This window comes from Streptomyces sp. NPDC055103 (assembly GCF_053607625.1).
In genome coordinates, this window is the sequence record NZ_JBSGTX010000075.1 from 19,054 (window position 1) to 40,087 (window position 21,034).

Here is a 21,034-nt window from a genome sequence, read left to right on the forward strand (position 1 = left end):
GGCAGGCCCTCCTGACGAGGTTCCTACGCTGCCTCGGTCAACTTTGACGCGTGGCTGACGCGTCCGGCGGCGTGGTGGACGTACTCGTGGGCCAGGCGGAAGCCGGCGGTCCAGGCGAGGAGGCGGCTCGGACGGTTGTGGCGGGAGCAGCTCCAGCTGGCCAGGTGACCGCGGGACGTAACGTCCGCGGTCAGCCCCGTGACACAGGCGAGAGCCAGGTGCCGGCGGCGTTCCTCCGGGGCGGTGGTGCAGGCGACGTCCTCGTAACGGTCGCCGAGGAAGCGGGAGCAGGCGACCGCCAGGACCCTGCCCTTGCGGATCGCGATCCAGGCGAGTCCCGAGGAGGCGAGGGCTGCGGGGCCTTCCCAGCTCTCGTGGATCCAGGCCATGGACGGGTCGAGTGCCGACAGGGCCTGGGCGTCTCCGGGGGCGATCCTGCGTACGGTCACGCCTCGGGGCACGCGGGGAGCGACGGCCTCCGCGCGGTGGATGTAGAGCATCCGCTCCCAGGGCACGAGGTGCTCGAAGGCGGCGCCGAGCACGGGGACGAAGCGGCCCGGTGTCTCGACGTAGTGCCCGGCGAGCGGGGCGAGTTCGTCCGGGGTGACGGCGCTCGGATCGCCGGCCAGGAGGGCGTGTCCGCCGCAGGTCACGGCCACGACGCGGGGCTCCTGGGAGCGGTCGGTCCACCACTGCCCGTGGCCGGTGGCGAGGACGTGCTCGGCGAGGGCCCTGGTGCCGGGCGCCCTGGAGAGGAACACGCGGGCGGGCGCCGGCGGCTGGTGGGACGGGTAAGGGATCACGGGCACCTCCTGGTGAGGGGAAGGAAGCGGAAGGGGGGGGCGGCCCCTGCACGGGCCGCCCCCGGTGATTCAGCGGGCGCCGGCCCTGCGGCCGTGGTTCGCCTTCTTCTTGCGGCGGTCCTTCTTCTTGCGGGCGCGCTTGGACATGTGGTCGTTCCCTTTCAGGCGCTCTGGCCGACGAGGAGGTCGGCGAGCTTGTTCAGGCGCTTGACCGTGCGCTCCTCGGTGGCGGCCGGCGCGGGGGTGACCCGCTGGTCGCGGTCGTAGTAGGCGCCGTTGACGATCTCGGTGGCCGGGTCGCAGAGCCGCACGACGTGGGCCGCTCCCTCGGCCGGGGCGACGCCCTCGTGGGCGTACAGCGGCAGCAGGCTCGTGGCGCAGATGCCGGGGTGGACGGAGACGGCGGTGACGCGGGGGTCGGCGGCGAAGACCGTCAGGGCGAGCTGCGACTGGGCGTAGGCGGCGAGGCGCGAGTAGCGGCGGATCCGCTGGGGGTCGTTCCACTGAATGGAACCGGTGCGGTGCAGGGAGGAGGAGACGTTGACGACCCGGCCGCCCGTGCCGCCGGTGAGTGCGGGTTCCAGGAGGTGGGTCAGGAGGTAGTGCGCGAGGAAGTTGACCTGGAACGCGATCTCGTTGCCGTCGGCGGTCACGGTGTGCCGCTCGGGCGCCGCCATGCCCGCGTTGTTGACGAGTACGTCCAGACGCGGGTGCTCGGCCAGGACCTGGGCGGCGAGCTGCTCGACCTCCTCCAGCCGGGTGAAGTCCGCGCCGAACGCCCGGAGCCGGGCGCCGTCGACGTCGGCGAGGGTGACGAGCCGGTCGGTGGCGGCGAGCGCCTCCTCGGCGGTGCGGCCGTGCACGAGCACCGTGGCGCCGCGTTCGGCGAGGATCCGCGCGGTCTGGTGGCCGATGCCGGAAGTGGCACCGGTCACCAGGACCGTACGGGAGGAAAGGTCGGAAACGGACATTGCTGGTCAGTCCCTCGGAGGTGAAAGGTGTGTACGGGTACGAGAAAGGGGCGCCGGACAGGGGATGTCACGACGCCCCGGATGAAACGGAGGTGCGTCAGCGGCGGGCGGACGTCTCCGGGCAGCGGGGCTCGCGACGGGGCGCCCGATGAGGCGGCCGGTCGAGCAGGAGCCACGCCCTGTTCATGCTTCCCATCGAACCCGCATCGGAGGTTCCGGACAAGGTGAACCGCGTTTCTCTGACGTTCTCCTGACGAGGATTCACCCGAGGCCGGGGATGGTGGAGACGAGCAGGTCGACGGCCTTGATGCCGAGGAAGGGGAGGACCAGCCCGCCGAGGCCGTACACCAGGAGGTTGCGCCGCAGGAGGTCGTGCGCGGAGGCGGGCCGGTAGCGGACGCCCCGCAGCGCCAGCGGGATCAGGGCGATGATGATCAGGGCGTTGAAGATGATGGCCGAGGTGATGGCCGACGTCGGGCTGTGGAGGCCCATGATGTTCAGGGCCTCGAGGCCGGGGTAGGCGCCCGCGAACATGGCGGGGATGATCGCGAAGTACTTGGCGACGTCGTTCGTGATGGAGAAGGTCGTCAACGCGCCTCGGGTGATGAGGAGTTGCTTGCCGATCTCGACGATCTCGATGAGCTTGGTCGGGTTGGAGTCGAGGTCGACCATGTTGCCGGCCTCCTTCGCGGCCGACGTGCCCGTGTTCATGGCCACGCCGACGTCCGCCTGCGCGAGCGCGGGGGCGTCGTTGGTGCCGTCGCCGGTCATCGCGACGAGCTTGCCGCCCTCCTGCTCCTTCTTGATGAGGGCGAGTTTGTCCTCGGGGGTGGCCTCGGCGAGGTAGTCGTCGACGCCTGCCTCCTGGGCGATGGCGCGAGCGGTGAGCGGGTTGTCGCCGGTGATCATGACCGTACGGATGCCCATCCGGCGCAGCTCCGCGAACCGTTCCCTGATGCCGTCCTTCACCACGTCCTTGAGGTGGACGATGCCGAGGACGCGTGGGCCGTCCCAGTCGTTGACGGCCACCAGGAGCGGGGTGCCTCCCGCGCCCGCGATCTGGTCGCTCCAGGCGCGCGCCGCGCTCGGAACCTTCCCGCCGTACATCTCGACCCAGGCGATCACCTGCGACGTCGCGCCCTTGCGGATGTGGCAGGCGGCGCCGTCGTCCCAGCGCAGGTCGATGCCGCTCATCCGGGTCTGGGCGCTGAACTCCACGAAGCGGGCGTTCGTCAACTCGCCTTCGGCCGGGGCCCGCAGGCCGTACCGCTCCTTCGCGAGCACCACCACCGACCGGCCCTCGGGCGTCTCGTCGGCGAGCGAGGCCAGCTGGGCGGCGTTCGCGAGCCGCGCCTCCTCGATCCCCGGCAGCGGGACGAAGTCGGCCGCCTCCCGGTTCCCGAGGGTGATCGTCCCCGTCTTGTCGAGGAGCAGGGTGTTGACGTCGCCCGCCGCCTCGACCGCGCGTCCCGACATCGCGAGCACGTTGCGCTGCACGAGCCGGTCCATGCCGGCGATGCCGATCGCGGAGAGCAGGGCGCCGATCGTCGTCGGGATCAGGGTCACGAGGAGGGCGACGAGGACGGTGGTGGAGGGAGCGGCGCCGGCGTGGGAGGCCATGGGCTGGATCGCGACGACCACCAGGACGAACACGACGGTGAGCGCAGCCAGGAGGACGTTGAGCGCGATCTCGTTCGGCGTCTTCTGCCGGGAGGCGCCCTCGACCAGGGCGATCATCCGGTCCATGAAGGAGTGGCCGGGGCGTGAGGTGACCCGTACCACGATCCGGTCCGACAGGACCGTCGTACCGCCCGTCACTCCCGTCCGGTCGCCGCCCGACTCCCGGATGACGGGAGCGGACTCGCCGGTGACGGCGGATTCGTCGACCGCCGCGACGCCGTCGACCACATCGCCGTCGGCGGGGATCAGCTCCCCGGCCTCGACGAGCACGAAGTCGAAGAGCCCGAGATCGGTGGCGGCGACGGCCTCCGTCTCCGCACGGTCCAGGTCCGTGCCGTACCGCCAGTGCTTCAGGCGCAGCGCCACCGTCTCCGTACGCGCCCGGCGCAGCGACTCGGCCTGCGCCTTGCCACGTCCCTCCGCCACCGCCTCCGCGAGGTTGGCGAAGATCACCGTCAGCCACAGCCAGGCGCTGATCACCCAGGTGAAGACCGACGGATCGAAGACCGCCGAGAGGGTCGTCAGCACCGAACCGACCCCGACGACGAACAGCACCGGGTTCCGGACGAGGGTACGGGGATGCAGCTTGCGCACAGCCTCCGGGAAGCACTTCACCAGCTGGACGGGGTCGAGCAACCCGCCCCGTTCGGCGCGCCGACGCTTCGGCCCCGGAGGCGGGAAGCGGGGCGGCGCCGACGGAACGGACGGCATCGGGGGAGCGGAGGGCGCCTGCTGGGGCGCGCGGGAATGCATCGCGGAAGACCTTCTCGGGAAGCCCGGCCCCGCTCGATCGGCGCCGGCCGGGAGAGCACGGCAGGGCCGTCCTCGTCCGCGACCCGCGGGCGCCCGGGGCGACGTGCCGCACAGCGGTACCCCCGGCGCCCACAGGTCGGCTGCGGACGGACAGCGACGCTCGCGGCGCGGGGGCACGACCGCCGGATGGGAGGGGCAGCCGTGCCCCCGCGGTCCGGGGACGAAAGAGCCACTGACGTCCACGGGCCGGTGAGCGACCGAGAAGAAAACTAGGCCCGTCGGCAGGCGGGAGAAGCATTGGACGGCCCGAATTGACGGCTCCCTGACGGGCCTTGGGGCCGTGCCGTCAAGGGTCCGTCAAAGAGAGCCGTGTGAGCGTCAGGGCCACGTCAACAACGCCGAACCGAGGTCGCGGCGCACCCCAGACTCCTCACCACGGGGGATCGGACAGCCGTCCGACGTGTGAGGGGTGGGAGGGGTGCGTGGTCACCGCTACCGGTGATGCGCAAGGTCCGGACATGACGGCCCGGACCACCACCCCCACACCAGGGACGACTGGACGACCGGTGGGCCGTCCCGGTCCGCGACGACAAGAGGGTCGCGGACCGGACGGCCCGTCCGCCGTACGGGCTTCCCGGCGCCTCCAGGCGTTACGGGCCCGCGCCCGGGGCACGCTCCCCGCCCGGCTGCGCCGCCTGCGGACGGCGATCCTCCTGCTCACGGCGACTTGCGCCGGACTCCTCGTCACAGCCGGACTGTCCGCATCCCAACACCTGGGACGCCATCACCGGTCACCACGCCCCGCGCACCGTGAGCGCCGCCGGCCTCAACCTCGCCCTCAACGACATGGACGCCCAGGCCGTCAACTCCCTCCTGGCCAACGGCGACGCGGGCAAGGGCCGGATGCCGGTCCCGTACGACAAGGCGATCCAGCTGTACGACACCGCGCGCGAGGCCATCGGCCGGGACCTGCGGACACTGGGCGTGGCCGCGCAGGGCGACGCCGAGGCCGAGCACACCGTCGAACGCCTCGCCGCCGACTTCGCCCGGTACCAGGAGTCCATCGGACGCGCCCTGGAGAACGATTCCCGCAGCGGTGGCAAACGGGACGCGATCGAGGACTACCGCACGGCCGACGACCTCCTCACCCGGCGGCTCATGCCCGAGGCCCGCACTCTCGTCGCCGCCACCGACGGCCAGGACGAGGACGCCTACGCCGCCGAACGGTCCGGTCTCGGCGCGCGGACGACCCTGCTCCTGGCCCTGGGCGTGACCCTCCTCGCGCTGCTCCTCCTCCTCCAGTGGTACCTCGCGCGCCGCTTCCACCGCCTCCTCAACCCCGGACTGCTGGCCGCCACCGCCTGCGTCCTCCTCGCCGTCGTCCTCGGCGCCCAGGCGCTCACCGACACCTCCGAGCAGCTGAGGGTCGCCCGCCGCGACGCCTTCGACTCGATCGTCGCGCTGTCCCGCGCTCGCGCGACCGCCTACGACGCCAACGCCGACGAGAGCCGCTACCTCCTTGACCGGGATCACCGCCCCGCCCACGAGGCCGCCTTCCTGGCCAAGTCGCAGAGCCTGTACGGCATGAAGGGCGCCGACCTCCCCTCGTACGGGACGCGACTGGCCGAGACCTGGAAGGCGTACCAGGCGAACCACGAGGACAAACGGTTCACCGGCGAGTTCCGGCGCGAGCTGGACAACATCACCTTCCCCGGGGAGCGGGCCGCCGCCGAGCGGACCGTCGAGGCGTACGCGGTGTGCCAGCGCGACGACCGCACCATCCGCTCCCTCGTCGCCGCCGGCCGGGAACGGGAAGCCGTCGCCTTCTGCATCAGCTGGGAGCCGGGCAGGTCCAACGCCCACTTCGGCGCGTGGATGAGCGCCCTGGACGAGGTCACGGCCATCAACAGCGACGCCTTCGACGCGGCGGCCGACGACGGCAGGGCCGCGGTCACCGGCCACCTGCCCTGGTCGGTCGGCGGCCTGCTCGCCGCCGCCGCGCTGGCCGTCCTCGGGCTGCGCTCGCGTCTCGCCGAGTTCCGCTGACCGGACGGCTCCGCGCCAGGGAACCGTCAAGACGCCGTCAGCATGCGACGGAGCCCCGCAAGGGTCCCGTCAAGGTGCTCGTACGCGCAGACCGCGCCGGGGTTTCCTCGAAGGAGGAACCCCGCAGACACCCGCAGGAACCACCAGGGAGTGAATCGTTCATGAGCATCGAGAACGTGATCGGACTGATCGTCGCCGTCAGCCTCGTCGGCTATCTCGTGGCCGCACTCATCCGCCCGGAGAAGTTCTGAACCTGCCCGCATCGTCGGGACCCGTCGCCTCGGAGGTCCGTCCGGGGAGGCTCAAGGTCTTCGTCGGTGCCGCCACCGGGGTCGGCAAGACCTACCGCATGCTGGACGAGGGCCGCCGCAGGGCCGCGCGCGGCGCCGACGTGGTCGTCGGGATCGCCGACTGCCGGGGCCGCCCGCACACCGAGGCGATGCTCGTCGGCCTGGAGGTCCTGGAGGCGGTCGGGCCCACGCGCGTCGTCCACGAGGGACGCGCTCGCCCCGAGACCGATCCCGGGTTCGACCTCGACCGGGCTCTGCGGCGCGCACCCGCCCTCGTCCTCGTCGACGACCTCGCGCACACCAACGCGCCGGGCCACCGCAACGCCCACCGCTGGCAGGACGTCGAGGAGCTGCTCGCCGCCGGGATCGACGTCGCCACCACGGTCAACGTCCAGAACCTGGAATCCCTGAGCGACGTCGTCGAGAAGATCACCGGGGTGCCGCAGCACGAGACCGTCCCCGACGCCGTCGTCCGCCGCGCCGACCAGATCGAGCTCGTGGACATGGACCCGCAGGAACTGCGGCGCCGGATGGCCCACGGCAACATCCACCCACCCGAGGACGTCGACGCGGCCCTCGCCAGCTACTTCCGTACGGGCAACCTCATCGCCCTGCGCGAACTGGCCCTCCTGTGGGTGGCCGACCGCGTCGACGAGGCCCTGCACAAATACCGGTCCGAGCGTGGCATCGGCGGCGTGTGGGAGATACGGGAGCGGATCGTCGTGGCCCTCACCGGAGGGCCCGAGGGCGACACCCTGATCCGGCGCGCGAGCCGCATCGCCGCCAGGACCGCCCAAGGCCGGCTGCTCGCCGTGCACGTCGTCCGCAGCGACGGCCTCGCCGGGGGAACCTCCTCCGCCGCCCTCGGCCGCCAGCGGCGGCTCGTCGAGAGCCTCGGCGGCAGCTACCACACCGTCCTCGGGGACGACGTTGCCACCGCCCTCGTGGAGTTCGCCCGCGCCGAGCACGCCACCCAGCTGGTCCTCGGCACCAGCAGGCGAGGCCGGCTCGAACGCTTCCTGACCGGCCGGGGCATCGGCGAGACGACCGTCGCGCTCTCCGACGACATCGACGTCCACACGGTCACCCACGAACGAGCGGGACACGGCCGGCTGCTTCCCTCCCGCCGCCGCACACTCCCGGTCTCGCGCCGCGTCGCGGGGCCGGTGGCGGGACTCGTCCTGCCGGTCCTGCTCACGCTGTTCCTGGACCAGACGCGGGGCGTGTTCAACCTGACCAGCGAGGCGCTCCTCTACCTCGCCACCGTCGTCGGCGTGGCCTGCCTCGGCGGAGTCGTCTCGGCCCTCGTCGCCGCCGTCACCGCTTCCCTGCTGCTCAACTACTGGTTCATACCGCCCATCGGCGCGTTCACCTTCGCTGACGCGGACAACATGCTCGCCCTCGTCGTGTTCGTCCTCGTCGCCGCCGTCATGGCCGGAGCCGTCGACCGGTCCCTGCGCCTGTCCAGACGCGCGGCCCGAGCCACGGCCGAGGCCGAGACTCTCTCCTCGCTCGCCGGCTCGGTGGTCCGCGGCGACCACACGGTGCCCGACCTGCTCGCCCGTACGCGCGAGATCTTCGGCGCCGAGTCCGCCGAACTCGTACCGGCCGCAGAGCTCCGCGTGGCCCGTGACGGCGACCCCGAGGCCAGCCATGTCGCCGTCGGCGACGGCCACTTCCTCGTCCTGCGCGGCCGGACCCTGCCCGCCGCGGACCGGCGCGTACTCGCCGCCTTCGCCGCCCACGTCACCGCCGCCGCCGAGCACGCCAGGCTCGCCGAAGCCGCCGCCGAGGTGGAGCCCGTACGCGCCGCCGACCGGATGCGCACGGCCCTCCTCGCCGCCGTCAGCCACGACCTGCGCACCCCCCTCGCCGCCGGATGGGCGGCAGTCGCCTCCCTGCGCAGCACCGACGTCGAGTTCGGCCCGGACGAGCGTGCGGAGCTGCTGGCCACGGCCGACGAGTCCATGGCCCGGCTGGCCCGGCTCATCGACAACCTGCTCGACATGAGCCGTCTCCAGGCGGGTGCCCTGAAGCTTTCCCTGCGTCCCACGGCGCTGGAGGAGGTCCTGCCCGCGGCCCTCGACAGCCTGCCCTCCGATGCCGCCCTGCCTGTACTGCACGGGTTCGAGCAGGCTCCGCCGGTCTTCGCCGATCCACCGCTGCTGGAGCGGGTGATCGCCAACCTCGTGGGCAACGCGAGCCGTCACGCCCCGGCCGCCCACCCCGTCCTGCTCAGCGTCAGCGCGCTCGCCGGCCGGGTGGAACTGAGGATCGTCGACCGGGGGCCCGGAATTCCCCCCGGTGACCGGGATCGGGTCTTCGAACCGTTCCAGCGCCTGGGCGACACCGACAACACCACGGGCGTCGGCCTCGGGCTGGCGCTCGCACGTGGACTCACCGAGGCCATGTCCGGCACGCTGACCCCCGAGGACACCCCCGGAGGAGGACTGACCATGGTCGTCTCGCTGCCCTGCGCGGTCTGAGGCGCCGACGAGGACGGAGCCTCGCGGCGATCTCGGACGCAGATGGGACGAGACCCCGTCGGGGATCTTGATGTGACCTTGACGGGGAACTCACGTGCGAGGGGAGACGGGCCCGGCTCCGTTCGGCAGGGTAGCCGGATGTGACGTCAACTAACCATCTCCGTATGCCACTTGCTCAGAGATCCCGGCACATGGTGATCTGTGGTGACGACGGTCTCGCCCATCGGCTCGCCGTCGAACTCGACGCCGTGTGCGGTGAGGCGGTCACCGTCGTCCTCCCCTCGCGATGCGACCGGCACGGTGCCGACATCGCCGCCCTGCACCGGGACCCGCGCTCCCCGATCGAGCTGATCGTGGCCCCCGCACCCGACGAACGGACCCTCCGGGCAGCGGGCGTCGAGCGCGCGGCGGCCCTGGCCCTCACCTACGCCGACGACCAGGTGAACATGACGGCCGCGCTCCTGGCACGCGGCCTCAACCCCTCGATACGTCTGGTGGTCCGCATGTATCACCGGGAGCGCGGGCGCCACCTGGAGCGGCTCCTCGACCGGGCCGCCGGCGTACAGGGGGAGTCGGACGCCTCGACCACGGTCCTCTCCGACAGCGACACGGCCGTCCCCGAACTGGTCGCCGCCGCCGCGGTCGGCGAAGGCCCCACCCTCCAGGTGGAGGGGAAGGTGTTCCGCGGTGTGGTGCGGGCGGCCGGAACCTCACCGCACACCGCCGATCTCGCCACCCTCGCCATCCTGTCAGGGGCGCACCAGGACGACCCGGCGAGTGAGGACAGTGCCGAGAGCGCCGGACTCGGCGGCACGCAACTGCTGCCCGACACCAGGACCGCCGACCGCCGCCAGTTCACCCACGGCCGGCTCATGCTCGAAGAGGTCACCCACCACCACGGGCCCCGGATCCCGGACGACCGGACCGGCGTGGGGGCCTGGCTGCGGGCACGGCTCTCGCACCTGCCGTGGAAGGTGTTCCTCGCGCGCGAGGTACTCGCCGTGTTCGGCATGCTTGCCGCCATCGTCGTCGGCCTCGCCGCCGCCACCTGGCTGGTCGAGGACGGCCCGCTGTGGCGAGCCGTCTACCTGCCGCTCCTGGACATCTTCACCATGGGCGACCCCGCCACCGGCGAAGAAGAGTCCCCCGCGCGGCGGATACTCCAGCTCATCGCCGGCTTCGTGGGCCTCGCCATCCTGCCGTTGGTGGTCGCCGCGACCATGAACGCCACGGAGGCCTTCCGTACCGGATCGGCGAACCAGCCGCCCGCACCGGAGATCGTCGACCACATCGTCCTCGTCGGCCTGGGGAAGATCGGCACCCGCGTCCTGGGGCGCTTGCGGACCACCGACCACAAAGTGGTCGTCATCGAGCGCGATCCGGCGGCGCGCGGGGTCGCCTACGCCCGCGAGCTCGGCGTTCCCCTGCTCCTGGAGGACGCGACCGCGCCAGGGCTGCTGGAAAAGGCCGGGATCCGGTTCAGCAGATCCCTGCTCGTCGTCACGCACGGCGACGGGGAGAACCTCGACATCGCGATGTCCGCTCGGGAGACCAACCCGGCCATCCGGGTGATCATGCGCCTTTACGACGACGACTTCGCCGCCACCGTCTCGGCGACCATGCGCGCCTCGTACCCCGACGCGCTCACCCGCAGCCGGAGCGTCTCCGCTCTCGCCGCTCCGGCGTTCGCCGCCGCGATGATGGGGCGGCACGTCCTGGGGGTCATGCCGGTGGAGCGGGGCTCGCTGCTCTTCACGGTCGTCGACGTGGCCGGGCATCCGGAGCTGGAGGGGCGCTCGGTCTACGAGGCGTTCCGGGAGAACGAGTGGCGGGTCCTCGCCGTCGGTGCGGGTGCGGGTGCGGGTGCGGGTGCGGGTGCGTGGGCGGGCTCGGGGGTGAGGGCGGGATCCGGGCCGGAGACTGCCACGGGGGACACCCTGGCGGGGTTCCGCTTCGGCCGTCCACCCGGCTTCGACTGGCGTCCCGTGCCCGGCCGTGTTCTGCGCGCCGGTGACCGTGTCGTCCTGGCGACCAGCCGGCAGGGCATGGACGTCCTGATGTCCGGGATCCAGCCGCACCCCACCGGGCGCAGGCGAGGACGGGCGGGGGAATGACCTGGTTCCCCCTCTTGAGCCAGGGAGTCGTAGGGGACGCGTAAAGACAGCCCTGTGGAGCGTAAGGGAGTCGTTAACGGAGGCCGAATCCGTTCGGAAAGGCGGTTTCCTCATCTCGTCCGAGAATCCGTTCTTCCTTCTTCCTTCATCCGGGAGCTCACGATGGCCGACGTGGCCTTCGTCGTCACCACGATCGCGGTCTTCGCGCTGGTGGCCTTCATCGCCAAGGGGGTGGCCAAGCTGTGAATGCCGAGAACATCGTCGGTCTGATCGTGGCCGTCGCCCTGCTGGTCTATCTCGTCCTCGCCCTCGTCAAGCCGGAGAGGTTCTGAGTACGGATATGAGTCCTGTTCTTGCTGGAGTCCTCCAGCTTCTGGCGTTGATCGTCGCCCTGGGTCTGTCGTACCGGCCGCTGGGTGACTACATGGCGAAGGTGTACTCCTCGGAGAAGCACTACAAGCCCGAGAAGTGGATCTACAAGGCGATCGGCGCGAACCCGAACGTGGAGATGCGCTGGCCGGCGTATCTGCGGGGTGTGCTCGCCTTCTCCGCCGTGAGCGTTCTCTTCCTCTACCTGCTCCAGCGGGTGCAGGGGTCGCTGCCCGGCTCGCTCGGTTTCGTGTCGATCGATCCGGACCAGGCGTTCAACACGGCCGCCTCGTTCGTCGCGAACACCAACTGGCAGTCGTACTACGGCGAGCAGGCCATGGGCCACGTCGTGCAGACCGGCGGTCTCGCCGTGCAGAACTTCGTCTCGGCGGCGGTGGGGATCGCCGTGGCGGTCGCGCTCGTCCGTGGCTTCGCCCGTTCCCGTACCGGAGAACTGGGCAACTTCTGGGCCGACTTGGTCCGCGGTGTCGTCCGTATCCTGCTGCCGATCTCCGTCGTCGGCGCCCTCGTCCTCGTCGCCTGCGGTGCGATCCAGAACTTCTCCGGCATCCACGAGGTCGGCCAGTTCACGGGCGGCGCGCAGCAGTGGAACGGCGGCGCGGTCGCTTCGCAGGAGGTCATCAAGGAGCTGGGCACGAACGGCGGCGGCTACTTCAACGCCAACGCGGCCCACCCCTTCGAGAACCCCAACGGCTTCTCGAACCTCTTCGAGATCTACCTGATCCTCGTCATCCCCTTCGCGCTGACGCGGACCTTCGGCCGCATGGTCGGTTCGCTGAAGCAGGGGTACGCGATCCTCGGCACGATGGCCACCATCTGGCTCGGCTTCACCGCGCTGATGATGTGGACCGAATTCGCCCACCAGGGACCGGCGTTCGACATCGCGGGGGGTGCGATGGAGGGCAAGGAGACCCGCTTCGGGATCGCCGGTTCGTCGATCTTCGCGGTGGCGACCACGCTCACCTCGACCGGCGCCGTGAACTCCTTCCACTCCTCCTACACCGGTTTCGGCGGCGGCATCACGATGCTCGGGATGCAGCTCGGCGAGATCGCGCCCGGCGGCGTCGGCTCCGGCCTCTACGGCATGCTGATCATGGCGGTCATCGCGGTGTTCATCGCCGGTCTGATGGTCGGCCGCACCCCGGAGTACCTGGGCAAGAAGATCGGCACCCGCGAGATCAAGTTCGCGGCCTGCTACATCCTCGTCACCCCCGCGCTCGTCCTCTGCTTCACCGCCGCGTCGTTCGTCCTGGACACCCCGGCGAACTCGATGACGAACTCCGGCGCGCACGGCTTCTCCGAGATCCTGTACGCGTTCACCTCGGGCGCCAACAACAACGGTTCGGCGTTCGCGGGTCTGAACGCGGACACGCAGTGGTTCAACTCGGCCATCGGCATCGCGATGCTGCTGGGTCGGTTCCTGCCGATGGTGTTCGTTCTGGCGCTGGCGGGTTCGCTCGCGGAGCAGACGCCCGTACCGGAGACGGCGGGCACCCTCCGTACCGAGAAGCCGCTGTTCACCGGCCTCCTCGTCGGCACCATCATGATCATCACCGGTCTCACCTACTTCCCGGCTCTCGCGCTGGGACCGCTCGCCGAAGGGCTCGCGGCATGACCAACGACGTAAAGAACCACGAGGACAACGTGTCCGCACCCACTCCGTCCACAGCCCCGCACGGGGACCTGTCCGGAGGGCATCAAGCCCCCGGTCGGGTCGGCGGTGGCCTCTTCGATCCCAAGCAGCTGATCGCCTCCCTCCCGGATGCGATCCGCAAGCTCGACCCGCGCGTCATGATCAAGTCGCCGGTCATGTTCGTGGTCCTCGTCGGATCGGTGGTCACCACCGCGCTCGCGTTCAAGAACCCCGGCGACTGGTTCGGCTGGGCCATCACGGCCTGGCTCTGGCTCACCACGGTCTTCGCCAACCTGGCGGAGGCGGTCGCCGAGGGCCGCGGCAAGGCGCAGGCCGACACCCTGCGCAAGGCCAAGACGGACACCGTCGCCCGCCGGATCATCGGCAAGAACGAGGAGCGGGTCCCCGGCACCGAGCTGAAGATCGGTGATCTGGTGGTCTGCGAGGCGGGCGACATCATCCCCGGCGACGGTGACGTCGTCGAGGGCGTCGCGAGCGTCGACGAGTCCGCCATCACCGGCGAGTCCGCTCCCGTCATCCGTGAATCCGGTGGCGACCGGTGTGCCGTCACCGGTGGTACGAAGGTGCTGTCCGACCGGGTGGTCATCAGGATCACGACGAAGCCGGGCGAGACCTTCATCGACCGGATGATCAGCCTGGTCGAGGGCGCGGCCCGGCAGAAGACGCCGAACGAGATCGCCCTCAACATCCTCCTGGCGTCCCTCACCATCGTCTTCCTGCTCGCCGTCGTCACGCTGAAGCCGTTCGCGATCTACGCGGGCGCCGACGAGCAGACCTCGCTCATCGTCCTCACCGCGCTGCTCGTCTGCCTCATCCCGACGACGATCGGCGCCCTGCTCTCCGCGATCGGCATCGCCGGCATGGACCGGCTCGTCCAGCGCAACGTGCTCGCCATGTCGGGCCGTGCGGTCGAGGCCGCCGGTGACGTGTCGACGCTGCTCCTCGACAAGACCGGCACCATCACCCTCGGCAACCGCCAGGCCGCCGAGTTCGTCCCGGTCGCAGGCACCACGGCGGCCGAACTCGCCGACGCCGCCCAGCTGTCCTCCCTCGCCGACGAGACGCCCGAGGGCCGCTCCGTCGTGGTCCTCGCCAAGGAGAAGTACGGACTGCGCGAGCGTCACCAGGGTGAACTGGCGCACGCCACCTGGATCGAGTTCACCGCCCAGACCCGCATGTCGGGTGTGGACGTGGACGGCAAGCAGACCCGCAAGGGAGCGGCCGGTTCGGTCGTCACCTGGGTCCGTGAGCAGGGCGGCGAGGTCGCCGCCGACGCCGACACCCTGGTCAACCGGATCTCCGAGGCCGGCGGCACTCCGCTCCTCGTCGCGGTCAAGGACGACAAGGGCGCGCGCGTCCTCGGTGTGATCCACCTGAAGGACGTCGTCAAGGAGGGCATGCGCGAGCGGTTCGACGAGCTGCGCCGCATGGGCATCAGGACGATCATGATCACCGGTGACAACCCGCTCACCGCGAAGGCCATCGCCGAGGAGGCCGGGGTCGACGACTTCCTCGCCGAGGCCACCCCCGAGGACAAGATGGCCCTCATCAAGCGGGAGCAGGCGGGCGGCAAGCTCGTCGCGATGACCGGTGACGGCACGAACGACGCCCCGGCGCTCGCGCAGGCGGACGTCGGCGTGGCGATGAACACGGGCACGTCGGCCGCGAAGGAGGCCGGCAACATGGTCGACCTCGACTCGAACCCGACCAAGCTCATCGAGATCGTCGAGATCGGCAAGCAACTCCTCATCACCCGGGGCGCGTTGACGACCTTCTCGATCGCCAACGACGTCGCGAAGTACTTCGCGATCATCCCGGCCATGTTCGCCGTGGCCTACCCGTCGCTGGACAAGCTCAACATCATGGGCCTGACCTCGCCGGAATCCGCGATCCTCTCCGCCGTCATCTTCAACGCGCTGATCATCATCGCCCTCGTCCCGCTCGCCCTGAAGGGCGTCCGCTACCGGCCGAGCAGCGCCGACGCGATGCTCCGCCGCAACCTCGCGGTCTACGGACTCGGCGGCCTGGTCGCCCCGTTCGTCGGCATCAAGCTCATCGACATGCTCCTCTCCCTCATCCCCGGAATCGGCTGACCCACGATGAACAACTCCGCGTCGAACACCGGCCGCGTGCTCTGGGCGGGCCTGCGCGCCCTCCTCGTCCTCACCGTGATCACCGGCGTGCTCTACCCGCTCGCCGTCACCGGGATCGCCCAGGTGGCCTTCCCGGGCAAGGCGAACGGCTCCGAGCTGAAGGTCGACGGCAAGGTCGTGGGCTCGGAGCTCATCGGCCAGACCTACAACCTCCCGCTGAAGGACGGCGAGGAGACCTCGACGCCCGACCTGAAGTGGTTCCAGCCCCGGCCCTCCAACGGCCTCGGCACCAACAGCGTCAACACCCAGTACGCCCTGATCCTCTCCGGCGCGACCAACCGCTCCGGCGACAACGAGGACCTGATCAAGTGGGTCACCGACGCCAAGGCCGCCGTGGTCAAGGACAACTCGGTGAACGGCTACAAGGTCAAGCCGTCCGACGTCCCCGCCGACGCGGTGACCTCCTCCGGCTCCGGCCTCGACCCGCACATCTCCCCGGAGTACGCGAAGATCCAGGTCCACCGCGTCGCCGAGCTCAACAAGCTGGACGTCGCGCAGGTGGACAAGCTGGTCGCCGACCACACCGACGGCCGGATCCTCGGCTTCATGGGCGAGCCCCGCGTCAACGTCCTCGAACTCAACATCGCGCTCAAGGAATTGACCAAGAGCTGATGGCCTTATCCAAGCGGCGTGGGAGCCGGCGGATCCGGGAGGCCCCCGGGTCCACCGGCTCCCACGCCACGAACGACACGAACCGCACGTACAAGAGGAAGGCAGCACGCCGATGACGTGGGTGCTGGTGGTCGAGGACGACGCACAGCTCGCACGAGCTCTGGTGATCAACCTTCAGGCGCGCCAATACGCGGTGGACACGGCACCGGACGGCGCCACGGCCCTCTCCCTCGCCGCCGCCGAACCGCCGGACGTGCTGATCGTCGACCTGGGCCTGCCCGACATGGACGGCGTCGACGTCATCAGGGCCTTGCGGCGCTGGAGCCGTGCCCCCGTACTCGTACTCTCCGCACGCAGCGGTTCCGAGGACAAGATCCGGGCTCTGGACGCCGGAGCCGACGACTACATGACCAAGCCGTTCAGCATGGACGAACTCATGGCCCGGCTGCGGGCCGCCACCCGGCGTACGACCGAGGCACCTCACGCCGCGGTCTCACCAGCCACCGACGACGGCCGGGTCGTCACTGACGAGTTCACCGTCGACCTGGTGGCGAAGAAGGTGCGGCGAGAAGGCCGCGACGTACGCCTCACTCCCACCGAGTGGCACCTGCTGGAAATCCTGATCTGCAACCCGGGGCGGCTCATCAGCCAGCGCCGACTGCTCCAGGAGGTGTGGGGGCCCACCTACAGCGGCAAGACGAACTATCTCCGGGTCTACATGGCCCAGCTGCGGCGCAAACTGGAAGTGGACCCGTCGCATCCTCGCTATCTGATCACCGAATCCGGTATGGGCTACCGGTTCGAACCGTAGAACCGCATCACCGTAGGAGAAACGCAGAACATGGGACGCGGGAAGCTGCGCATCTACCTCGGAGCGGCGCCGGGCGTCGGCAAGACGTACTCGATGCTCTCCGAGGGGCACCGGCGCGTCGAACGCGGCACTGACTGCGTCGTCGCCTTCGTGGAACACCACAACCGGCCCCGCACCGAGGTCATGCTCCACGGGCTGGAGATGATTCCGCGCCGGACGATCGAGTACCGGGGCACGTCGTTCACCGAGATGGACGTGGACGCCGTCCTGGCCCGCCGGCCGGCCGTCGCGCTCGTCGACGAGCTTCCCCACACCAATGTCCCGGGTTCCCGCAACGCCAAGCGCTGGCAGGACGTCGAGGAACTCCTCGCGGCCGGGATCGACGTCGTGTCGACGGTCAACATCCAGCACCTGGAGTCCCTCGGCGATGTGGTCGAGTCGATCACCGGCATCCGGCAGAAGGAGACGGTCCCCGACGAGGTCGTCCGCCGCGCCGACCAGATCGAACTGGTCGACATGTCGCCCCAGGCCCTGCGCCGTCGGATGGCCCACGGCAACATCTACAAGCCGGACAAGGTCGACGCGGCCCTCTCCAACTACTTCCGGCCCGGCAACCTCACCGCCCTGCGCGAACTGGCCCTGCTGTGGACGGCCGACCGGGTCGACGAGTACCTCCAGGAGTACCGGACCGAGCACCGCGTCTCGAAGATCTGGGGCTCGCGCGAGCGGATCGTCGTCGGTCTGACCGGCGGACCGGAGGGGCAGACCCTGATACGCCGTGCCGTGCGGCTGGCGGAGAAGGGCGCGGGAGGCGAGGTCCTCGCCGTCTACATCTCGCGCAGCGACGGCCTGACCTCGGCCTCGCCCAAGGAACTGGCCGTCCAGCGCACCCTCGTCGAGGACCTCGGCGGCACCTTCCACCACGTCGTCGGCGACGACGTCTCCGCCGGGCTGCTCGCATTCGCACGAGGAGTCAACGCCACGCAGATCGTGCTGGGCGTGAGCCGGCGCCGTTCGTGGCAGTACCTGTTCGGCCCCGGCGTCAGCGGGACCGTGGCCCGCGAGTCGGGCCCCGACCTCGACGTCCACATCGTCACACACGACGAGGCGGCCAAGGGCCGCCGACTACCCGGCCCAGGCTGTGCCCGACTTGGCAGATCCCGGACCATCTGGGGTTGGCTCGTCGGCCTGGTAGGACCGGCCCTCCTCACCCTCCTGCTCAGCACCACGGCCCCCGACGTGGGCCTGGCCAACGACGTCCTGCTCTACCTCACGTTCACCGTCGCCGCCGCGATCCTCGGCGGGCTCAAGCCGGCCCTGGCCTCGGCGGCTGTCGGCTCCCTGCTCCTCAACTGGTTCTTCACCCCGCCGATCCACCAGCTGACGATCGCCGACCCGCGCAACATCGTCGCCCTCGTCATCTTCGTCGGCGTCGCGATCTCGGTGGCTTCCGTCGTCGACCTCGCGGCCCGCCGCACCCACCAGGCCGCCCGGCTCCGCGCCGAGGCGGAGACCCTCTCCTTCCTCGCGGGCAGCGTCCTGCGCGGCGAGACGACCCTCGAAGCGCTCCTCGAACGGGTCCGGGAGACCTTCTCCATGGAGTCCGTAGCCCTCCTGGAACGTCCCGCCGAGACCGAGCCGTGGTCCTGCGTCGCCGTCGTCGGCCACCGGCCGGCGAACCGCCCGGAGGACGCGGACGTGGACATGCCGGTCGGAGACCACCTCGCCCTCGCCCTGTCGGGCAGGGTGCTGCCCGCCGAGGACCGGCGCGTGCTCGGCGCCTTCGCCGCCCAGGCGGCGACCGTCCTCGATCGGCAGCGGCTCGTGGGCGAGGCCGAGGAGGCCCGCAGGCTAGCGGAGGGCAACAAGATCCGAACTTCCCTCCTCGCCGCTGTCAGCCACGACCTGCGGACCCCGCTCGCCGGCATCAAGGCCTCGGTCTCGTCACTGCGCTCCGACGACGTCGAGTGGTCGGAGGAGGACCGCGCCGAGCTCCTCGAAGGCATCGAGGAGGGGGCCGACCGGCTCGACCACCTCGTCGGCAACCTGTTGGACATGTCCCGCCTGGACACGGGCACGGTCACCGCCGTCATCCGCGAGACCGACCTCGACGAGGTGGTCCCGATGGCCCTGCTCGGCGTGCCCGAGGGCAGCGTCGAACTGGACATCCCCGAGACGTTGCCGATGGTCGCCGTGGACCGGGGCCTGCTTGAACGAGCCGTCGCCAACATCGTGGAGAACGCCGTCAAGTACAGCCCGCCGGGAGAACCGGTCCTCGTCTCGGCGAGCGCGCTCGCCGACCGCGTCGAACTGCGGGTCGTCGACCGCGGCCCCGGCGTCCCCGACGACGCGAAGGATCGCATCTTCGGGGCCTTCCAGCGGTACGGCGACGCCCCGCGCGGAGAGGGCGTCGGCCTCGGCCTTGCCGTCGCCCGTGGCTTCGTGGAGTCGATGGGCGGGACGGTGACGGCCGAGGACACTCCGGGAGGAGGCCTCACCATGACGGTCAGCCTGCGGATGACGGACGGAGCGGCACTGTCGGTGCCGGAGATGGCGGCGGAGACGACGACCTGACGGGGCAGGGTGGGGGAGCACCCGGCTCGACAGGCTGCTCCCCTTCCCTCAGTCCCCGCTCAGCAGCCGGTCGATCTCGGCTCCGGCCTCCTCGTATCCCGCGTCGGAGATGCGCTGGAGTTCGCGCGGGTCGCATGCGGCGACCGCCCGCCGGGTGAGTAGCAGTCCCGCACGCCGAGACCCCTCGTCGAGGAGCTCGCTCAGCTCGCCGACGTCGTCGGCCGCGTCCGCGAGATCGGCGAGCCGGTCCAGGGCCTTCTCATTCCCTGCGTCCGCCAGCTCGCGCAGCGTCTCCCTGTCCACTGTCATGTCGTTCATCCACCCATGGTGCGACCCTGCCCCTGGGGCAGGGTCAAGTGGGACGATGGCGGGGTGATCACCATCGGGCAGCTGGCAGCGTACGTCGGGGTGTCGGTCAAGACGGTCCGCGTCTACCACGCCAAGGGCCTGCTCCCCGAGCCCGACCGCGACGCCTCCGGCTACCGGCGGTACGGCGCGAGCGACGTCACCGACCTGATCAAGATCCGCACCCTCGCGGACGCGGGCGTCCCCCTGGCCCGTATCCGCGAGCTGCGATCGGCCGACGAGACCGACCTCCAGCAGGCACTGCGGGAGATCGAGGACGACCTCACCGCCCGTATCCGCACGCTCCGGGCCACACGCGACCGCCTGCGCCGGCTGGCGGCGGGCACGCTGGCCCCCGTACCCGCCGAGGTAGCAGAACACCTGGAGCGGCTGACCCGATGGGGCTTCACGCCGCGGTGGGTGGACCTCCAGCGCGACCTGTGGATCCTGATCTTCGCCACCCATCCGGAGCACGCGCTCACACTGCTGCGCGACCAGGCCGACACGCTGGCAGACCCGGGGCGGAGGCGCCTCTTCCTCGAATACGACCACGCTCACGACCTGGACGCCGACGACCCCCGCGTCGAGGAACTCGCCCGCCGCATGGTCTCCGCGACGCACGAGCGCTACGGCTCCGAGGGCCCACCCCGTCTGGAGTCGGCCTCGCGGATCCCCGACCTCGTCCAGGAGCGGGTCAACGCCTCGTCCCCCGCCTGGCAGCGCATCGACGCCCTGGTCCGCAGCGAGCTCGCTCTCTGAACCCTCCGGGGCCCCCTTTCCCTCCTGCGGCTCCCGAACCTCCTGAAGTGGCCGACGAAGGACTTCTGGTACCTGATAAAGCGTCATATCGCCCAAGAACCACACGGACTATACGCCGCTGCCCGGGGGCTGGCCAGACATCCACGTGTCTCCGGCGAAGGGGCTGCAGGCCCAATTTGACCTGCAGGGCGGTGGTCCGGGTGGGGTGATGCTGCCGATCCACTGGGGCACGTTCAATCTGGCGCCGCACGCGTGGGCGGAGCCGGGGGAGTGGACGAAGTACGAGGCTGAGGAGGCCGGCCAGGCGGTGGCGTTCCCTCGTCCTGGTGAGCCGTTCGAGCCTGCGGGGAAGCTGCCGTCTGACGCCTGGTGGCGCGGGGTGTCCCGTCCGGTCGTTCAACCGTGGCGCCGGCCTCAGCCGGTCGAGGCTTCTGCCGAAGCTCCCAGGCCTGATCTCGACCTTGTGGGTGAGAGGTGACGCTGGGCGAGGACGACCTCGGTTGCGTCCTGGGAAGTGGTGTACGGGTTGGACCTGATCCGGGGGTTTGCTCCGGCGTCAGGGTGAGGCCCGCATAGACGAACGGCCACCGGCT

17 protein-coding genes and 1 pseudogene are annotated in these 21,034 nt (G+C 70.6%); 13 read left to right on the forward strand and 5 right to left on the reverse strand.

What is annotated here, in order from left to right:
• Positions 1 to 23: 23 nt before the first annotated feature.
• The 4 genes from ACWFR1_RS33550 to kdpB (ACWFR1_RS33565) all read right to left on the reverse strand — a co-directional run bounded on the left by ACWFR1_RS33550 (position 24) and on the right by kdpB (ACWFR1_RS33565) (position 4,207).
• The gene (locus tag ACWFR1_RS33550) at positions 24 to 803 is read right to left on the reverse strand and encodes a GNAT family N-acetyltransferase (RefSeq protein WP_453557942.1); all 780 of its coding nucleotides are present in this window, start codon (positions 801 to 803) and stop codon (positions 24 to 26) included.
• A gap of 69 nt (positions 804 to 872) precedes the next feature.
• Entirely contained in the window at positions 873 to 950 is a 78-nt protein-coding gene (locus ACWFR1_RS33555; RefSeq protein WP_371637667.1) for a 50S ribosomal protein bL37, read from the reverse strand.
• 14 nt (positions 951 to 964) lie between these two features.
• Positions 965 to 1,774, reverse strand: coding sequence for an SDR family NAD(P)-dependent oxidoreductase (locus ACWFR1_RS33560; protein WP_453557943.1), 810 nt, complete (start codon positions 1,772 to 1,774; stop codon positions 965 to 967).
• 261 nt (positions 1,775 to 2,035) lie between these two features.
• Complete coding sequence (gene kdpB / locus ACWFR1_RS33565) at positions 2,036 to 4,207, reverse strand: potassium-transporting ATPase subunit KdpB (protein WP_453557945.1); 2,172 nt, start codon at positions 4,205 to 4,207, stop codon at positions 2,036 to 2,038.
• 810 nt (positions 4,208 to 5,017) lie between these two features.
• Here kdpB (ACWFR1_RS33565) and ACWFR1_RS33570 point away from each other — a divergent pair.
• The 11 genes from ACWFR1_RS33570 to ACWFR1_RS33620 all read left to right on the forward strand — a co-directional run bounded on the left by ACWFR1_RS33570 (position 5,018) and on the right by ACWFR1_RS33620 (position 19,337).
• Positions 5,018 to 6,253, forward strand: coding sequence for a hypothetical protein (locus ACWFR1_RS33570; protein WP_453557947.1), 1,236 nt, complete (start codon positions 5,018 to 5,020; stop codon positions 6,251 to 6,253).
• Positions 6,254 to 6,414: 161 nt separating this feature from the next.
• Complete coding sequence (gene kdpF / locus ACWFR1_RS33575; RefSeq protein ID WP_453557949.1) at positions 6,415 to 6,504, forward strand: K(+)-transporting ATPase subunit F; 90 nt, start codon at positions 6,415 to 6,417, stop codon at positions 6,502 to 6,504.
• Between the two features lie 98 nt (positions 6,505 to 6,602).
• Positions 6,603 to 9,029 carry an ATP-binding protein gene (locus tag ACWFR1_RS33580; RefSeq protein WP_453557951.1) on the forward strand — a complete coding sequence of 809 codons (2,427 nt, stop codon included), beginning with the start codon at positions 6,603 to 6,605 and terminating at the stop codon, positions 9,027 to 9,029.
• A gap of 164 nt (positions 9,030 to 9,193) precedes the next feature.
• The gene (locus ACWFR1_RS33585; RefSeq protein WP_453557953.1) at positions 9,194 to 11,143 is read left to right on the forward strand and encodes an NAD-binding protein; all 1,950 of its coding nucleotides are present in this window, start codon (positions 9,194 to 9,196) and stop codon (positions 11,141 to 11,143) included.
• Between the two features lie 54 nt (positions 11,144 to 11,197).
• The gene (locus ACWFR1_RS33590; protein ID WP_453557955.1) at positions 11,198 to 11,389 is read left to right on the forward strand and encodes a hypothetical protein; all 192 of its coding nucleotides are present in this window, start codon (positions 11,198 to 11,200) and stop codon (positions 11,387 to 11,389) included.
• Positions 11,386 to 11,475, forward strand: a complete 90-nt coding sequence (gene kdpF / locus ACWFR1_RS33595; RefSeq protein WP_453557957.1) for a K(+)-transporting ATPase subunit F — start codon at positions 11,386 to 11,388, stop codon at positions 11,473 to 11,475. The genes ACWFR1_RS33590 and kdpF (ACWFR1_RS33595) overlap by 4 nt, the downstream gene beginning before the upstream one ends.
• Before the next feature lie 8 nt (positions 11,476 to 11,483).
• The gene (gene kdpA, locus ACWFR1_RS33600; RefSeq protein ID WP_453557959.1) at positions 11,484 to 13,148 is read left to right on the forward strand and encodes a potassium-transporting ATPase subunit KdpA; all 1,665 of its coding nucleotides are present in this window, start codon (positions 11,484 to 11,486) and stop codon (positions 13,146 to 13,148) included.
• On the forward strand, positions 13,145 to 15,280 hold the full coding sequence (kdpB, locus tag ACWFR1_RS33605; protein ID WP_453557961.1) for a potassium-transporting ATPase subunit KdpB: 2,136 nt from the start codon (positions 13,145 to 13,147) through the stop codon (positions 15,278 to 15,280). The genes kdpA and kdpB (ACWFR1_RS33605) overlap by 4 nt, the downstream gene beginning before the upstream one ends.
• 6 nt (positions 15,281 to 15,286) lie before the next feature.
• The gene (locus ACWFR1_RS33610; RefSeq protein WP_453557963.1) at positions 15,287 to 15,952 is read left to right on the forward strand and encodes a potassium-transporting ATPase subunit C; all 666 of its coding nucleotides are present in this window, start codon (positions 15,287 to 15,289) and stop codon (positions 15,950 to 15,952) included.
• A gap of 112 nt (positions 15,953 to 16,064) precedes the next feature.
• Positions 16,065 to 16,763 (forward strand): response regulator, encoded by a 699-nt coding sequence (locus tag ACWFR1_RS33615; RefSeq protein WP_453557965.1) that lies wholly within the window; start codon positions 16,065 to 16,067, stop codon positions 16,761 to 16,763.
• Positions 16,764 to 16,793: 30 nt separating this feature from the next.
• The gene (locus tag ACWFR1_RS33620) at positions 16,794 to 19,337 is read left to right on the forward strand and encodes an ATP-binding protein (RefSeq protein WP_453557967.1); all 2,544 of its coding nucleotides are present in this window, start codon (positions 16,794 to 16,796) and stop codon (positions 19,335 to 19,337) included.
• 48 nt (positions 19,338 to 19,385) lie between these two features.
• On the opposite strand, the gene ACWFR1_RS33625 is transcribed toward ACWFR1_RS33620, so the two are convergent.
• Positions 19,386 to 19,655: a hypothetical protein gene (locus tag ACWFR1_RS33625; RefSeq protein ID WP_453557969.1), complete on the reverse strand. Its 270-nt coding sequence runs from the start codon at positions 19,653 to 19,655 to the stop codon at positions 19,386 to 19,388.
• Between the two features lie 54 nt (positions 19,656 to 19,709).
• On the opposite strand from ACWFR1_RS33625, the gene ACWFR1_RS33630 reads away from it, so the two are divergent.
• On the forward strand, positions 19,710 to 20,441 hold the full coding sequence (locus ACWFR1_RS33630; protein WP_453557971.1) for a MerR family transcriptional regulator: 732 nt from the start codon (positions 19,710 to 19,712) through the stop codon (positions 20,439 to 20,441).
• A 130-nt stretch (positions 20,442 to 20,571) separates the two neighbouring features.
• Positions 20,572 to 20,919, forward strand: a pseudogene (locus ACWFR1_RS33635) (MBL fold metallo-hydrolase); the annotation flags it as partial.
• Positions 20,920 to 21,034: the final 115 nt, after the last annotated feature.

What these genes read in the sequence shown, in the direction of transcription:
- kdpF (WP_453557949.1), top strand. Translation starts at nt 6,415, where the DNA reads ATGAGCATCGAGAACGTGATCGGACTGATCGTCGCCGTCAGCCTCGTC.
- ACWFR1_RS33555 (WP_371637667.1), bottom strand. Translation starts at nt 950, where the DNA reads ATGTCCAAGCGCGCCCGCAAGAAGAAGGACCGCCGCAAGAAGAAGGCG.
- ACWFR1_RS33610 (WP_453557963.1), top strand. Translation starts at nt 15,287, where the DNA reads ATGAACAACTCCGCGTCGAACACCGGCCGCGTGCTCTGGGCGGGCCTG.
- kdpA (WP_453557959.1), top strand. Translation starts at nt 11,484, where the DNA reads ATGAGTCCTGTTCTTGCTGGAGTCCTCCAGCTTCTGGCGTTGATCGTC.
- ACWFR1_RS33580 (WP_453557951.1), top strand. Translation starts at nt 6,603, where the DNA reads ATGCTGGACGAGGGCCGCCGCAGGGCCGCGCGCGGCGCCGACGTGGTC.
- ACWFR1_RS33560 (WP_453557943.1), bottom strand. Translation starts at nt 1,774, where the DNA reads ATGTCCGTTTCCGACCTTTCCTCCCGTACGGTCCTGGTGACCGGTGCC.
- ACWFR1_RS33585 (WP_453557953.1), top strand. Translation starts at nt 9,194, where the DNA reads ATGCCACTTGCTCAGAGATCCCGGCACATGGTGATCTGTGGTGACGAC.
- kdpB (WP_453557961.1), top strand. Translation starts at nt 13,145, where the DNA reads ATGACCAACGACGTAAAGAACCACGAGGACAACGTGTCCGCACCCACT.
- ACWFR1_RS33615 (WP_453557965.1), top strand. Translation starts at nt 16,065, where the DNA reads ATGACGTGGGTGCTGGTGGTCGAGGACGACGCACAGCTCGCACGAGCT.
- ACWFR1_RS33625 (WP_453557969.1), bottom strand. Translation starts at nt 19,655, where the DNA reads ATGAACGACATGACAGTGGACAGGGAGACGCTGCGCGAGCTGGCGGAC.
- kdpB (WP_453557945.1), bottom strand. Translation starts at nt 4,207, where the DNA reads ATGCATTCCCGCGCGCCCCAGCAGGCGCCCTCCGCTCCCCCGATGCCG.
- ACWFR1_RS33620 (WP_453557967.1), top strand. Translation starts at nt 16,794, where the DNA reads ATGGGACGCGGGAAGCTGCGCATCTACCTCGGAGCGGCGCCGGGCGTC.